This window comes from Xylophilus sp. ASV27 (genome assembly GCF_016428875.1).
Taxonomy (GTDB): domain Bacteria; phylum Pseudomonadota; class Gammaproteobacteria; order Burkholderiales; family Burkholderiaceae_C; genus Xylophilus.
This window is the reverse complement of record NZ_JAELTO010000003.1, coordinates 29,221-41,244: the sequence shown is the minus strand read 5'-3', so window position 1 is coordinate 41,244 and position 12,024 is coordinate 29,221. Positions and strand designations below refer to the sequence as shown.

Sequence of the window (12,024 nt, the reverse complement as noted above, 5' to 3'; positions counted from 1 at the left end):
CGTCGCCATAACCCCGTTCCGGGCGCGGGCCCGTATCCGCTGCGGAAGTCATTCTTCTGAAGGGATTTTCATGACCGCTCGCAGGCATTTCGGCCCTTTCTTCCTCGCCTGCCATCGCCCGGGCCTCGCCCTGCTGGCACTGGCGGCCGCCCTGGCGCTGGCCGGCTGCGGCCGCAACGACGGGCGCGACGAATCGCTCGCCCGGCAGGCGCCTCCTCCCGCGCCGATGCAGGCCGCCGCCGGCTACGGCGGTGGGATGGCAATGAAAGAATCGCGCGTGGCCGGCACGGGCGCGGCGCCGTCGGCGCAGGACTCGCCGCTGCAGCGCTTCCTGGCCGTGCGGCAGGACTTGAACGTCGAGGTGCCGGCCGAGCAACTGGCCGACGTCTTTGGCAAGGTGCGCGACCTGTGCGGCACGCTCAAGTGCGAGCTGCTGTCGTCCTCGCTGCAGCGCGAAACGCCGCAGCAGCCCGGCAACGCCATGCTCGAGATGCGGGTGGAGCCCGCCGACGTCGAGAGGCTGCTCGGCGGCCTGGCCGGCATGGCGAACGTCGTCTCGCACACCACCACCAGCGAGGACAAGACCGCCGAGGTGATCGACGTCGAGGCCCGCATCAGGAACCGCACCGAGTTCCGCGACAGCCTGCGCGCCATGCTGCGCGACAGCGTCACCAAGCGCACCATGGCCGACCTGCTGTCGATCCAGCGCACGCTGTCGGACACCCAGGCCGAACTCGACGCCATCGCCACGCAGCGCAAGGTGCTGGCGCAGGAAACCAGCAAGCAGCAGATCCAGATCCAGTTCACGCCCAAGCGCGCGCTGGTGAGCAACGGCGACGGCTACAGCCCGCTGCGGCATGCGCTGCGCAACGCGGGCTTGGTGCTGGCGGAGAGCGTGGGCGCGCTCATCACCTCCATCGCGGCGCTGCTGCCGTGGCTGGTGCTGGTGGTGCTGCCGCTGGGCTGGCTGGCGCGGGTGCTGTGGCGCCGCCGCCGTTCCGAGATGGCGCGAGGCCCGCGCTGACCCGCGTCAGCCCACCACCACTTCGCTGATCTGCATCACCGGCGCGATGTCGGTGTAGTTCTTCACGTCGCCCATGATCTCTTTCACGTGCGGGCCGAAGGCCTTCTGGAAGGCCTCGACCGATTCGCAGAACACGTGGCACATGCCGACGTAGGCGGGCGGGGAGCCCGGCGCGCCGCCGGACAGCCCCTTGTCGATGGTGTAGGAGAGGCAGGCGTCGCCCATGCGGGCCTTGAGCATCGGCATGTGCTGGTCGCGGTAGTAGTCGTGGTCGAAGCGCGCGCCGGGGGTGTGGGGGTACATCACGCTGACTTTGATCATGGGTGTCTCCTGGTGAGGGGTGAGGTCGGTTGCCGTTCGAGCATAGCCGCGCCCGCGCCTAAGATTCGTCCCATGCGCATCACCGTCTGCCTCACCGACAACCGCCCCGACCCCTGGATCGAAGGCCTCCGAGCCGAACTGCCCGAAGCCATCGTCGAGCCCTGGACGCCCGGCGCGCCGCAGGCCGACCATGCCGTGGTGTGGGCGCCGCCGCAGCAGTTCCTCGACGAGCAGCCGCGGCTGCGCGGCATCTTCAACATCGGCGCGGGCGTCGATGCGCTGCTCAGGCTGAAGGTGCCGGCGCACACGCGCATCGTGCGGCTCGACGACGCGGGCATGTCGGTGCAGATGGCCGAGTACGTGTGCCACACGCTCATCCGCCACTTCCGCGAGTTCGATGCCTACGAGGCCGATGCGCGCGCAGGCAGGTGGAGCTATCGCAAGCCCAGGCTGCGGCGCGACTTCCCGGTCGGCATCATGGGCCTGGGCGTGCTGGGCGAGCGTGTGGCCAGGGCCGTGGCGCAGTTCGAGTTCCCGGTGCTGGGCTGGAGCCGTTCGCCGAAGGAGATCGACGGCGTGCAGGTGTTCAGCGGAGAGGCGCAGTTCGACGAGTTCCTGTCGTCCACGCGCGTGCTGGTCAACCTGCTGCCGCTGACCGAGGCCACGCGCGGCATCCTCAACCGCCGCACGCTGGGTAAGCTCAAGCCCGAGGGCTACCTGATCAGCATCGCGCGCGGCGGCCACCTGGTGGAAGACGACCTGATCCCGATGCTCGATGCAGGCGGACTCGCGGGCGCGACGCTCGACGTGTTCCAGGTCGAGCCGCTGCCGGCCGACCACGCCTTCTGGCGCCACCCGAAGATCACCGTGACGCCGCACGCTTCGGCGCGCACGCTGCGCGAGGAGTCCATCGCCCAGATCGCCGGCAAGATCCGCGCCATGGAGCGGGGCCTGCCGTTTGCGGGCGTGGTCGATCCGGCACGCGGCTACTGACGGCCGGTGCCGCCGCTTGCGCCCTTGCCGGAAATTCGACTCGGGCAGGGGAAACCCTGAGGCGCAAGTTTTTCATAGAAGTGAAAATTTTTTCATGACTGTGAAAACTGCGTTTCGGGTGATCGAGATCGTCGAGTTGTTCGCCCGGGAAAAGCAGCCGCTGGCGCTCTCGGAGATGGCGCGGCTGCTCGACATGCCGGTGTCCAGTTGCCTGGGGCTGATCCGCACGCTCGAAGAGCAGGGCTACATGTACGAGACCGGCCGCCGCCAGGGCTACTACCCGACCGGCCGGCTGCTGGCGATGGCGCAGGTCATCGCCGCCCATGACCCGGTGCTCGACCGGGTGAAGGCCACGCTGGAAGAGTTGCGCGACGCGGCGCGCGAGACGGTGGTCTTCGGCAAGTTCCGCGATGCGGGCCAAGTGGTGTACCTGGAGGTGCTGAGCGCACCGCAAGCCATCCGCTATTCCGCCGAGTCGGGCGAAACGCGCCCGGCCTATGCCAATTCGCTGGGCCGCGCGCTGCTGTCCACGCTCGAACCCGAGGCGCGCCGCAAGTTGCTGGACGGCATGGCGCTCGCGCCGCTGACCGAAGCCACGCTCACCACCGCCGAAGCCATCGAGGCCGAGCTGCAGCGCGGTGCCGCGCGCGGCTGGTACGGCAACCTCGGCGAAAGCATCCCCGACCTGATCGGCCTGGCCTGGCCGCTGCGCATCGGCGGCGAGGCTTACGCCATCTCGGTCGCGGGCCCGCGCTACCGCATGGAGCCGCGCATCGAAGACATCGCCGCGATGCTGCGCTCCGCCTGCCTCGCCATCGAACCCAAGACCGAGAACCCCCGATGACCACCTCCACCGCCCGCTACTTCGTTCGAGAAGCCGACATCGCCGGCTACCACCCCGCCAACCACACCGGCACGCTGAACAAGCGGCTGATAGGCCCCGAGACGGTGGGCGCGAAGCAGTTGGAGGTGCTGGTCGGCCACATCCAGAAGGGCAAGGGCGCGCTGCCGCATGCGCACCCGGGCATCGAGCAGGTCTGCTACATGCTCGAAGGCCGCGCGGTCGCCGAGGTGGGCGGCCAGCGGCAGGAGCTGCACCCTGGCGACAGCTGCTTTTTCCCGGCCGACGCGATGCACACCTTCACGGTGGTGAGCGACGAGCCGGTGCGCGTGCTGGTGATCTACAGCCCGCCGTACGAGGAATCGCCGGAGCGCGTGATCCGGCCCTGAAGCGACAACAACCCGGAGACAAGCAAATGCAGACAACGAAGAACGCGACCGAGAAATCGGTCGTGGTGGCAAGCCGCCGCCGTTTCATTTCCATCGGTGCCGCCACGGGCCTGGCCAGCGCGGCGCCCTGGGCCTTTGCGCAGGACGGCGGCTACCCCAGGCAGCCGATACGCATCGTCGTGCCCTTCGCGGCCGGCAGCGGCACCGACGCGGTGGCCCGCATCGCCGGGCAGATGCTCGGCGATGCGCTCAAGGGCTCGGTCATCGTCGACAACAGGGCGGGCGCAAACGGCGTCATCGCGGCCGAGTACGTTGCCAAGGCGGCGCCCGATGGCTACACGCTGTTCATGACCACCAACACCACGCACTCGGCCAACCCGAGCCTGATGAAGTCGCTGCCCTACGACCCGGTGAAAGACTTCGCGCCCGTCAGCCGCATGGGCAACCTGCCGTTCATGCTGGTGGTGAACAACGACCTGCCGGTGAAGAGCGTGGCCGAGCTGCTGGCCTGGGGCCGCGCGCATCCCGGCAAGCTGACTTACGCGAGCGGCAACAGCACCGGCATCGTGAGCGGCGCCACGCTGTCGCGCATGAGCGGCGTGCCGATGCTGCATGTGCCCTACAAGAGCACGCCGCCGGCGATTGCCGACCTGATCGGCGGGCAGGTGTCGATGATGGTGGTCGACCTTGCGGCGGGGCTTGCGACGGTGAAGGCCGGCAAGATGCGCGCGATTGCCGTCACCACGCAGGAGCGCACCAAGCTCTTTCCCGAGCTGCCGCCGCTGGCCGACACGCCGGAGCTGAAAGGCTTCGACATCACCTCGTGGAACGGCGTGTTCGCACCGGCCGGCACGCCGCGCGACATCGTGCTGAAGCTCAACAAGGTGCTGTCGGACATGGCGAACGGAGCGGTCTTCCGCGAGCGCGTGGCGAAGCTGGGCTTCGATGCCTTCGGAAGCACGCCGGAGGAGCTGGGGGCGTTCACGGTGTCTGAATTGGCGAAGTGGAAGAAGCTCATCCAGGCGGCGGGCATTCAACCCGAATGAGCGAGCTGAATTTCTCCCTCGCCCGCTGGGGGAGGGCAGGGGTGGGGGCAAGCGGCGTATCCATCGGCCGCTCTTCCTGCCCCCATCCCGACCTCCCCCCGGAGGGGGAGGGAGCGAACGCAAAGACATGAATACCTACGGACCTCTCCAAGGCATCCGCATCCTCGACCTCACGGCCGTGGTGATGGGCCCGTATGCCACCCAGACGCTCGGCGACCTCGGCGCCGACATCGTCAAGGTCGAGCCGCCCGGTGGCGACAACCTGCGCGCCGTGGGGCCGATGCGCCACGCGGGCATGGGTGCGATGGCGATACACCTCAACCGCAACAAGCGTTCCATCGTGCTCGACCTCAAGCAGCCCGAGGGCCGCGAGGCTTGCTTGAAGCTGGCGGCGGGCTGCGATGCGCTGATCTACAACACGCGACCGCAGGCGATGGCGCGGCTCGGGCTCGGCTACGAAGCTGTGGCGGCGGCCAACCCCAAGATCGTCTACCTCGGCGCCTTCGGCTACGGCGAGCAGGGCCCCTACGCCGGCAAGCCCGCGTACGACGACCTGATTCAAGGCGCGGCCGGCATCGCCTCGCTGTTCGCGCAGCAAAGCGGCGGTGAGCCGCGCTACGCGCCTGTCACGCTGGCCGACCGCGCGGTGGGGCTGCAGGCGGCCATCGCATTGCTCGCCGCCGTGCTGCATGCGCAGCGCACCGGCAAGGGCCAGGCGGTGGAGGTGCCGATGTTCGAGGCGCTTTCGCAGTTCGTCATGGGCGACCATCTCGGCGGCCACAGCTTCGAGCCGCCGCTCGGCCCCACCGGCTACGCGCGCCTGCTCGCGCCGCACCGCAAGCCCTATGCGACCTCGGATGGGCATCTCAGCGTGCTGATCTACAACGACAAGCACTGGCAGGCCTTCTTCGACGTGATCGGCCGGCCCGAGCTGCGCGACTCGCCCATGTTCGGCACGCACACCGCGCGCGCCGCGAACATCGGCGCCGTGTACGCCTTCGTTGCCGAAGTGATGGCCACGCGCACCAGCGACGAATGGTTCGCCGCGCTGGCGGCCGCCGACATTCCGGTCGCGCGCCTGCACAGCACCGACAGCCTGCTCGACGACCCGCACCTGCGTGCCGTGGGCTTCTATCCCGAGTTCGACCATCCGAGCGAAGGGCGCATCCGCACCCTCGCGCCGGTCGGCCGCTACAGCGCCACGCCCACCGCCATACGCCGCCCCGCGCCGCGCATCGGCGAGCAGAGCGTGGAGCTGCTGCGCGAGGCGGGCTACGACGACGAGAGTATCGAACGCATGCTGGCGCGCGGCGTCACGCTGCAACCGGAACCAACGAAAGACAGCGAATGAATTTTTCCCTGAACGATGACCAGCGCTCGCTGGTCGCGGCCATCGAGCGCCTGTGCGAAGACTTCCCGGCCGACTACTGGCGCGACCATGACGACCGCGCCGTGTTCCCGCACGAGTTCCATCGCGCCGTGGCCCGCAGCGGCTGGCTCGGCATCGCCATGCCCGAGGCACAGGGCGGCGCGGGCCTCGGCATCACCGAGGCGGCGCTGATGATGCGCGCCATCAGTGCGTCGGGCGCGGGCATGTCGGGCGCGTCGTCGGTGCACATGAACATCTTCGGGCTCAACCCGGTGGTGGTGTTCGGCACAGAGGAACAGCGCCAGCGCTTCCTGCCGCCGCTCATCGCCGGCACCGAGAAGGCCTGCTTCGCGGTGACCGAGCCCGATGCGGGGCTCGACACCACCAGCCTCAAGACCCAGGCGGTGCGCCAGCCCGATGGCGGCTACCTGCTGCAGGGCCGCAAGATCTGGATCTCGACCGCGCAGGTGGCCGACCGCATGCTGATCCTCACGCGCACCACGCCGCTCGAGCAGGTGCAGAAGCCCACGCAGGGCCTCACGCTGTTCTACACGCCGCTGGACCGCAGCAAGGTCGAGGTGCGCGAGATCCACAAGCTCGGCCGCGCGGCGGTGGACTCCAACATGCTCTTCATCGATGGTCTCGCAGTGCCCGAGGCAGACCGCATCGGCGAGGAGGGCAGGGGCTTCGAGTACATCCTGCACGGGCTCAACCCCGAGCGCATCCTCATCGCGGCCGAAGCCATCGGCATCGGCCGCGCGGCTCTGCGCATCGCCTCGCAGTACGCGCAGGAGCGCGTCGTGTTCGGCCGGCCCATCGGCCAGAACCAGGGCGTGGCACACCCGCTGGCGCGCGCCTGGGCCAACCTGGAGGCGGCGGACCTGATGATGCTCAAGGCGGCCACGCTGTACGACGCGGGCGAGCCTTGCGGCGTCGAGGCCAACGCCGCCAAGTACCTGGCAGCCGAGGCTGCGCACGACGCCTGCCAGAACGCGGTGCTCACGCTGGGCGGCATGGGCTATGCCAAGGAATACCACGTCGAGCGGCTGCTGCGCGAGAGCTACATCCCGCGCATTGCGCCGGTGAGCCCGCAGATGATCCTGAACTTCATCGCCGAGAAGGCGCTGGGGCTGCCGAAGTCGTATTGAACCTATGGCAGCATCATGCTGAGCATGACCACTGCCAGCAGCCCGATGTAGACCCGCGCATGCAGCCGGTCCGGTATGCGGCCGATGTAGCGGCTGGTCAGGCGTATGCCCAGCAGCGATCCCACGGCCAGCACCGCGAAGGCGAGCAGGTCCACGTAGCCCGCGTGCCAGGGGCCCAGCGCCACGGAGCGGAACCAGGCCATCGCCATGTAGGTGGCGGTGCCGGCAATGGCCACCGGCAGGCTCAGCGGGTTGGCCATGGCGGTGGCCCGCGTCATGCTGAAGCCGCGGCGGCGCAGCAGCGGCACCGTCATGACGCTGCCGCCCACGCCCAGGAAGGTGGCGACCAGGCCGATGATCAGGCCGCCCCCGACCGTCTGCGCCGGGGCCAGCGGCCGTGGCGCCGCGGAGTTCCGCCGCGACATGAAGCCCTGTCGCAGCAGGCAGTCCAGGATGGTGATGCCCAGGTAGACCACGAAGGCCCAGCGCAGCAAGTCTGCGCTGGCCGCGACGGCCGCCCCCGCGCCCAGCACCGCGCCCACGCCGATGAACGCCGCCAGCGTGCGGATCGCGGGCCAGTCGATGTTGCCGGCACGCGCATGCCGCCGCGTGGCGGCCAGCGCATTGATGACCATCACGCAGGTGGATGTGGCCACGGCAATGTGCATGGCGGCCTCGCCTGCCGCATCGTGTGCGTCATAAGCGGCGCCCAGCACCCGGTAGAGCAGGGGCACCACCACGAAGCCGCCGCCGAAGCCGAACAGCACCGTCGTGACGCCGCTCAGGCCGCCGAACAAGGCCAACAGGAGATAGACCATCGCTTCCCATCCTTTCAAGATGAAGGAACGATAGGCGGCCGGTGCCTGGCCTGCATTCGCATTCTGGTCAACAATGTTTGCGTTTCGGCCAAGCCGCGCGGCGGCTGCACATCCATGCGCAATGCCCACATCGACCAGTTCGACCACATCGCCCGGCCGGCCGTCGCCATCGGCACCGACTACCCGGACGGGCATTGGCTGCGGCCGCATGCGCACCGCCGCGCACAGCTGCTGTACGGCGCCACCGGCGTCATGCAGGTGGCCACGCAGGACGGCAACTGGGTCGTCCCGCCCCAGCGCGCGGTCTGGATTCCGGCGGGCGTGCAGCACGAGGTGCGGCTGCAGGGCGTGAGCACGCGCAGCCTGTACATCGAGCCCGATGCAGTGCCGGCGCGCGAAGGCTGCCAGGTGGTCGGCGTGTCCGCGCTGCTGCGGCAGTTGCTGATGGAGGCGGTGGACCTGCCGGCCGAGTACGACCCGCGGGGCCGCGACGGCGCGCTGATGGCCTTGCTGCTGCACGAGGTGGCGCGGATGCCGGCCCTGCCCCTGCACATCCCGCTGCCGCGCGACGCCCGCCTGCTGCTGCTGTGCAGGTCCTTCCTGCGCCAGCCCGATGCCCACGGCTCGCCGCAGGCCTGGGCGCAGCGCCTGCACATGAGCGACCGGACCTTCAGCCGCCTGTTCCGCGCGCAGACCGGCATGGCCTTCTCCGAATGGCGCCAGCGTGCCTGCGTGGTGCTGGCGCTGGCCCGCCTGGCCGCGGGCGAGCCGGTGACGGCCATTGCCATGGACTTCGGCTACGACAGCCCGGCCGCGTTCTCGACCATGTTCCGGCGCGTGCTGGGGCAGGCGCCCACCGCCTACCTCGCGGGGTAGGCCGCCGCGGTGGCCGAGGGCACGTGCGGTGCCCGGTTGCGCAGCTGGAACGCCAGCAAGGCCGCCACGCCCAGCACGCACAGCACGGCGGTCAGCGTGAAGCGCAGGCCGTGCGCGTCCGACAGCAGGCCGAACAGCGGCGACACCAGGCCGCCCACCGACAGCGCCAGCCCCAGCGTGATGCCGCTGGCCGTGGCCGGGTTGCGCGGCAGGTAGTCCTGGGCCAGCGTCACCTGCGCCGCGAACGGCAGGAACATGGCCACGCCCAGGCCGGCGGTGCAGACCAGCGCCACCACGGGGCTGGGCGCCGCGACCAGGCCTGCCAGCATCGGGATGGCCAGCAGGTAGCCGCTGCGGATCGGCCGCATGCGCCCGAAGTGGTCGCCCAGCCAGCCGCCTGACAGAGTGCCCACCGCGCCCGCGGCGGTGAACGAGGTCAGCACCGCGGCGGCCATGAAGGGTGAGCCGCCCAGTTCCCGGCTCACGTACAGCGAAAGCATGGACAGCACCATGACGTACGGGATGGACCAGCCCACGATGGTCGCCACCAGCAGGCTGAACGCGCGCCAGTCGTTCTGCGCCATGGGCTGCTGCCGCGTGCGTGTACCGCCGGCGGGCTGTGTTGCCGGCGCGGAGCGCGCGTTGGCGGCCCACCAGACAAGGCCCATCAGCAGCGCCGGAATGCCCAGCAGGTAGCTGTGCGACAGCCCCTGCGCGCCGACCACCGCGGCGGCCAGCAGCGGCGCGAACGAGGCGCCGATGGTGCCGCCCACCGAGAACACGCTCATCGCCTTCTGCGAGGCGCCGCCGGCCGCGCGCGCGGCCACGGTGGCGGGCGGGTGGTAGGCCGCGATGCCCAGGCCGCATAGCACCATGGCCAGCCAGGTCAGCAGGTAGCTGCCGCCCAGGCCGGCCAGCACCACGCCGAAGGCCGCGACCAGGAAACCGGTGGGCACCAGCCAGCTGCGCGGATGGCGGTCGGCATACAGGCCGAACAGCGGCTGCACCACGCTGGACAGGCCGGTGGCCGCCAGCATCAGGCCGCTGACCGCCGTGTAGCTGTAGCCGCGCTCCAGCGCCATGAACGGCAGCAGGGCGGGCACCAGTCCCTGGTACAGGTCATTGACGGCGTGCGTACCGGTCAGCAGGCCCAGGCGGCGCTTGTTCATGGGCGCGCTCCCGGGGTGGAGCAGCGTTGCGGAGAGGGGGGAAACCGAGTCATGCAGGGGACCTCTTGGTGGAAAAGGGCCATGCTAGAAACGCGCGGCAAGATAATCTCGCTACGAAATAACAAGAATCGTCGAAAAATGGACAATCTGCCGGACCTGCGGCCGGAGCAGGGCGAATCCACGCCGCGCGCCGTCGCCGCCCTGGCCACCGACCCGGCCTGCGACGCGCTGATCCCGCTGCACGCGCACCGGCGCGCGCAACTGATCCACGCCATATCGGGCGTGATGATCGTGCGCGCGGCACCCGGCAGCTGGGTCGTGCCACCTGGCCGCGCGGTCTGGGTGCCGGCCGGCATCGCGCACGAGATCCGCACCGTCGGCACGGTGGCCATGCGCACCGTGTTCGTCGAGCCCGGCACCCGCCCCGGCCTGGCCGACGAGTGCCGGGTGCTGCAGATCAGCCCATTGCTGCGCGAACTGATCCTGCGCGCCGTGGCGCTGCCGCTGGACTACCCGCTGGGCGGCCGCGAGGAGCGCACCATGGAGCTGCTGCTGGACGAGATCGAGGCCGCGCCCGCGCTGTCGCTGCACGTGCCCATGCCGCGCCACGCCGGGCTGGCCCGGCTCTGCGGCGGCCTGGTCGGCGACCCGGCGCAGCCCGCCACGCTGGAGGGCTGGGCACAGCAACTGCACATGAACCAGCGCACCCTGGCGCGCCTGTTCCGGCGCGAGACCGGCATGAACTTCGGCGCCTGGTGCCGGCAGGCGCGGCTGCTGCTGAGCCTGCCGCGCCTGGCCGCGGGCGCCTCGATCCTGGAGGTGGCGCTGGAGCATGGCTACGACAGCCCGAGCGCCTTTGCCGCCATGTTCCGCAAGACGCTGGGCATGCCGCCCAGCCTTTACATTCGTCCCCAGGCTACGCACTTTGTGTCTTCGCCACCCCCCTCTGCGGGGGCGACACCGGTGGACCGGCAGAGCCGGATCCACGGTGTCTCTGGATGAATGCGCGCCACGCTCGGGCGCGCCGCTGCGCGCGGATGCCCTCATCCGGGGCCGTGCCATGCGTTTCTCCTGACAATCCCGCTGTTGCCCCTTGCCGCATTGCGCGAAACTCCTGCCCATGAACATTCCTTCCCGCGTCAAACTCGTAGACGTCGGCCCGCGCGACGGGCTGCAGAACGAAAAGCAGCCGGTGCCCGCCGCCGCCAAGATCGAACTGGTGCATCGCCTGCAGGCCGCCGGCCTGAAAGAGATCGAGGTCACCAGCTTCGTCAGTCCCAAGTGGGTGCCGCAGATGGCCGATGCGACCGAGGTCATGGCCGGCATCACGCGCCAGCCCGGCGTGCGCTATTCGGTGCTCACGCCCAACATGAAGGGCTACGAGGCGGCGCTGCCGTCGCGGCCCGATGAGATCGTGGTGTTTGGCGCCGCCAGCGAGGCCTTCAGCCAGCGCAACATCAACTGCAGCATCGCCGAGAGCATCGAGCGCTTCGCGCCCGTGGTCGCTGCGGCGCGGGCGGCCGGCATCTACGTGCGCGCCGCCATCTCGTGCAGCGTGGGCTGCCCCTACGAAGGCGACATCGCCCCCGAGCGCGTGGCGCTGGTGGCGCGCCTCATGAAGGAGATCGGCGTGCAGCACGTCGGCGTGGCCGACACCATCGGCGTGGGCACGCCGATCAGGACCCAGCGCGCGCTCGACGCGGCGCTGCAGCACTACGCGCTGGACGACGTCTCCGGCCACTACCACGATACCTATGGCCAGGCGCTGGCCAACACGCTGGCCGCGCTGCAGATGGGCGTGTGGCAGTTCGACGCCTCCGTCGCCGGCCTGGGCGGCTGCCCCTACGCCAAGGGCGCCACCGGCAATGTCGCCACCGAGGACGTGGTCTACCTGCTGCACGGCATGGGCATCGAGACCGGCATCGACCTGGAGGCGCTGGTCGATGCCGGCGCTTGGATCAGCGGCGTGATCGGCCGGCCCACGCAATCGCGCGTGGGCAAGGCCCTGCTGAACAAGCGTGAAGGCTAGG

The 12,024-nt window shown here is 69.9% G+C and carries 13 protein-coding genes; 10 read left to right on the top strand and 3 right to left on the bottom strand.

Annotated elements, in window-relative coordinates:
- Window positions 1-70 precede the first annotated feature (70 nt).
- Window positions 71-1,024 (top strand): DUF4349 domain-containing protein, encoded by a 954-nt coding sequence (locus JHD63_RS01355; RefSeq protein ID WP_198968863.1) that lies wholly within the window; start codon window positions 71-73, stop codon window positions 1,022-1,024.
- A 6-nt stretch (window positions 1,025-1,030) separates the two neighbouring features.
- Here the strand turns inward: JHD63_RS01355 and JHD63_RS01350 are convergent, their stop codons facing one another.
- Window positions 1,031-1,345, bottom strand: coding sequence for an EthD family reductase (locus JHD63_RS01350; RefSeq protein WP_198968862.1), 315 nt, complete (start codon window positions 1,343-1,345; stop codon window positions 1,031-1,033).
- 72 nt (window positions 1,346-1,417) lie between these two features.
- On the opposite strand from JHD63_RS01350, the gene JHD63_RS01345 reads away from it, so the two are divergent.
- From JHD63_RS01345 to JHD63_RS01320, 6 genes are all read left to right on the top strand, one after another.
- Entirely contained in the window at window positions 1,418-2,338 is a 921-nt protein-coding gene (locus JHD63_RS01345) for a 2-hydroxyacid dehydrogenase (RefSeq protein ID WP_198968861.1), read from the top strand.
- 94 nt (window positions 2,339-2,432) lie between these two features.
- Window positions 2,433-3,182 (top strand): IclR family transcriptional regulator, encoded by a 750-nt coding sequence (locus JHD63_RS01340; protein ID WP_106936720.1) that lies wholly within the window; start codon window positions 2,433-2,435, stop codon window positions 3,180-3,182.
- Entirely contained in the window at window positions 3,179-3,568 is a 390-nt protein-coding gene (locus tag JHD63_RS01335; protein WP_198968860.1) for a cupin domain-containing protein, read from the top strand. Before JHD63_RS01340 ends, JHD63_RS01335 begins: the two co-directional genes overlap by 4 nt.
- 26 nt (window positions 3,569-3,594) lie before the next feature.
- Entirely contained in the window at window positions 3,595-4,614 is a 1,020-nt protein-coding gene (locus JHD63_RS01330; RefSeq protein ID WP_198968859.1) for a Bug family tripartite tricarboxylate transporter substrate binding protein, read from the top strand.
- 127 nt (window positions 4,615-4,741) lie between these two features.
- Complete coding sequence (locus JHD63_RS01325) at window positions 4,742-5,965, top strand: CaiB/BaiF CoA transferase family protein (protein ID WP_198968858.1); 1,224 nt, start codon at window positions 4,742-4,744, stop codon at window positions 5,963-5,965.
- The gene (locus JHD63_RS01320) at window positions 5,962-7,131 is read left to right on the top strand and encodes an acyl-CoA dehydrogenase family protein (RefSeq protein WP_198968857.1); all 1,170 of its coding nucleotides are present in this window, start codon (window positions 5,962-5,964) and stop codon (window positions 7,129-7,131) included. Before JHD63_RS01325 ends, JHD63_RS01320 begins: the two co-directional genes overlap by 4 nt.
- 2 nt (window positions 7,132-7,133) lie before the next feature.
- On the opposite strand, the gene JHD63_RS01315 is transcribed toward JHD63_RS01320, so the two are convergent.
- Window positions 7,134-7,949 (bottom strand): sulfite exporter TauE/SafE family protein, encoded by an 816-nt coding sequence (locus JHD63_RS01315; protein WP_198968856.1) that lies wholly within the window; start codon window positions 7,947-7,949, stop codon window positions 7,134-7,136.
- Between the two features lie 114 nt (window positions 7,950-8,063).
- Between JHD63_RS01315 and JHD63_RS01310 the strand changes: the two genes are divergently transcribed.
- The gene (locus JHD63_RS01310) at window positions 8,064-8,825 is read left to right on the top strand and encodes an AraC family transcriptional regulator (RefSeq protein WP_198968855.1); all 762 of its coding nucleotides are present in this window, start codon (window positions 8,064-8,066) and stop codon (window positions 8,823-8,825) included.
- Here the strand turns inward: JHD63_RS01310 and JHD63_RS01305 are convergent.
- Window positions 8,810-9,994: an MFS transporter gene (locus tag JHD63_RS01305; protein ID WP_198968854.1), complete on the bottom strand. Its 1,185-nt coding sequence runs from the start codon at window positions 9,992-9,994 to the stop codon at window positions 8,810-8,812. The genes JHD63_RS01310 and JHD63_RS01305 overlap by 16 nt on opposite strands.
- A gap of 138 nt (window positions 9,995-10,132) precedes the next feature.
- Here JHD63_RS01305 and JHD63_RS01300 point away from each other — a divergent pair, with 138 nt between their 5' ends.
- Both JHD63_RS01300 and JHD63_RS01295 read left to right on the top strand, forming a co-directional pair.
- Window positions 10,133-10,996 (top strand): AraC family transcriptional regulator, encoded by an 864-nt coding sequence (locus JHD63_RS01300; RefSeq protein WP_198968853.1) that lies wholly within the window; start codon window positions 10,133-10,135, stop codon window positions 10,994-10,996.
- A gap of 118 nt (window positions 10,997-11,114) precedes the next feature.
- Window positions 11,115-12,023, top strand: coding sequence for a hydroxymethylglutaryl-CoA lyase (locus JHD63_RS01295; protein WP_198968852.1), 909 nt, complete (start codon window positions 11,115-11,117; stop codon window positions 12,021-12,023).
- Window position 12,024: the final 1 nt, after the last annotated feature.

Coding starts and splice junctions, on each gene's coding strand:
- JHD63_RS01335 (WP_198968860.1), top strand. CDS start 3,179: ATGACCACCTCCACCGCCCGCTACTTCGTTCGAGAAGCCGACATCGCC.
- JHD63_RS01350 (WP_198968862.1), bottom strand. CDS start 1,345: ATGATCAAAGTCAGCGTGATGTACCCCCACACCCCCGGCGCGCGCTTC.
- JHD63_RS01295 (WP_198968852.1), top strand. CDS start 11,115: ATGAACATTCCTTCCCGCGTCAAACTCGTAGACGTCGGCCCGCGCGAC.
- JHD63_RS01310 (WP_198968855.1), top strand. CDS start 8,064: ATGCGCAATGCCCACATCGACCAGTTCGACCACATCGCCCGGCCGGCC.
- JHD63_RS01300 (WP_198968853.1), top strand. CDS start 10,133: ATGGACAATCTGCCGGACCTGCGGCCGGAGCAGGGCGAATCCACGCCG.
- JHD63_RS01305 (WP_198968854.1), bottom strand. CDS start 9,994: ATGAACAAGCGCCGCCTGGGCCTGCTGACCGGTACGCACGCCGTCAAT.
- JHD63_RS01345 (WP_198968861.1), top strand. CDS start 1,418: ATGCGCATCACCGTCTGCCTCACCGACAACCGCCCCGACCCCTGGATC.
- JHD63_RS01340 (WP_106936720.1), top strand. CDS start 2,433: ATGACTGTGAAAACTGCGTTTCGGGTGATCGAGATCGTCGAGTTGTTC.
- JHD63_RS01320 (WP_198968857.1), top strand. CDS start 5,962: ATGAATTTTTCCCTGAACGATGACCAGCGCTCGCTGGTCGCGGCCATC.
- JHD63_RS01330 (WP_198968859.1), top strand. CDS start 3,595: ATGCAGACAACGAAGAACGCGACCGAGAAATCGGTCGTGGTGGCAAGC.
- JHD63_RS01355 (WP_198968863.1), top strand. CDS start 71: ATGACCGCTCGCAGGCATTTCGGCCCTTTCTTCCTCGCCTGCCATCGC.
- JHD63_RS01315 (WP_198968856.1), bottom strand. CDS start 7,949: ATGGTCTATCTCCTGTTGGCCTTGTTCGGCGGCCTGAGCGGCGTCACG.
- JHD63_RS01325 (WP_198968858.1), top strand. CDS start 4,742: ATGAATACCTACGGACCTCTCCAAGGCATCCGCATCCTCGACCTCACG.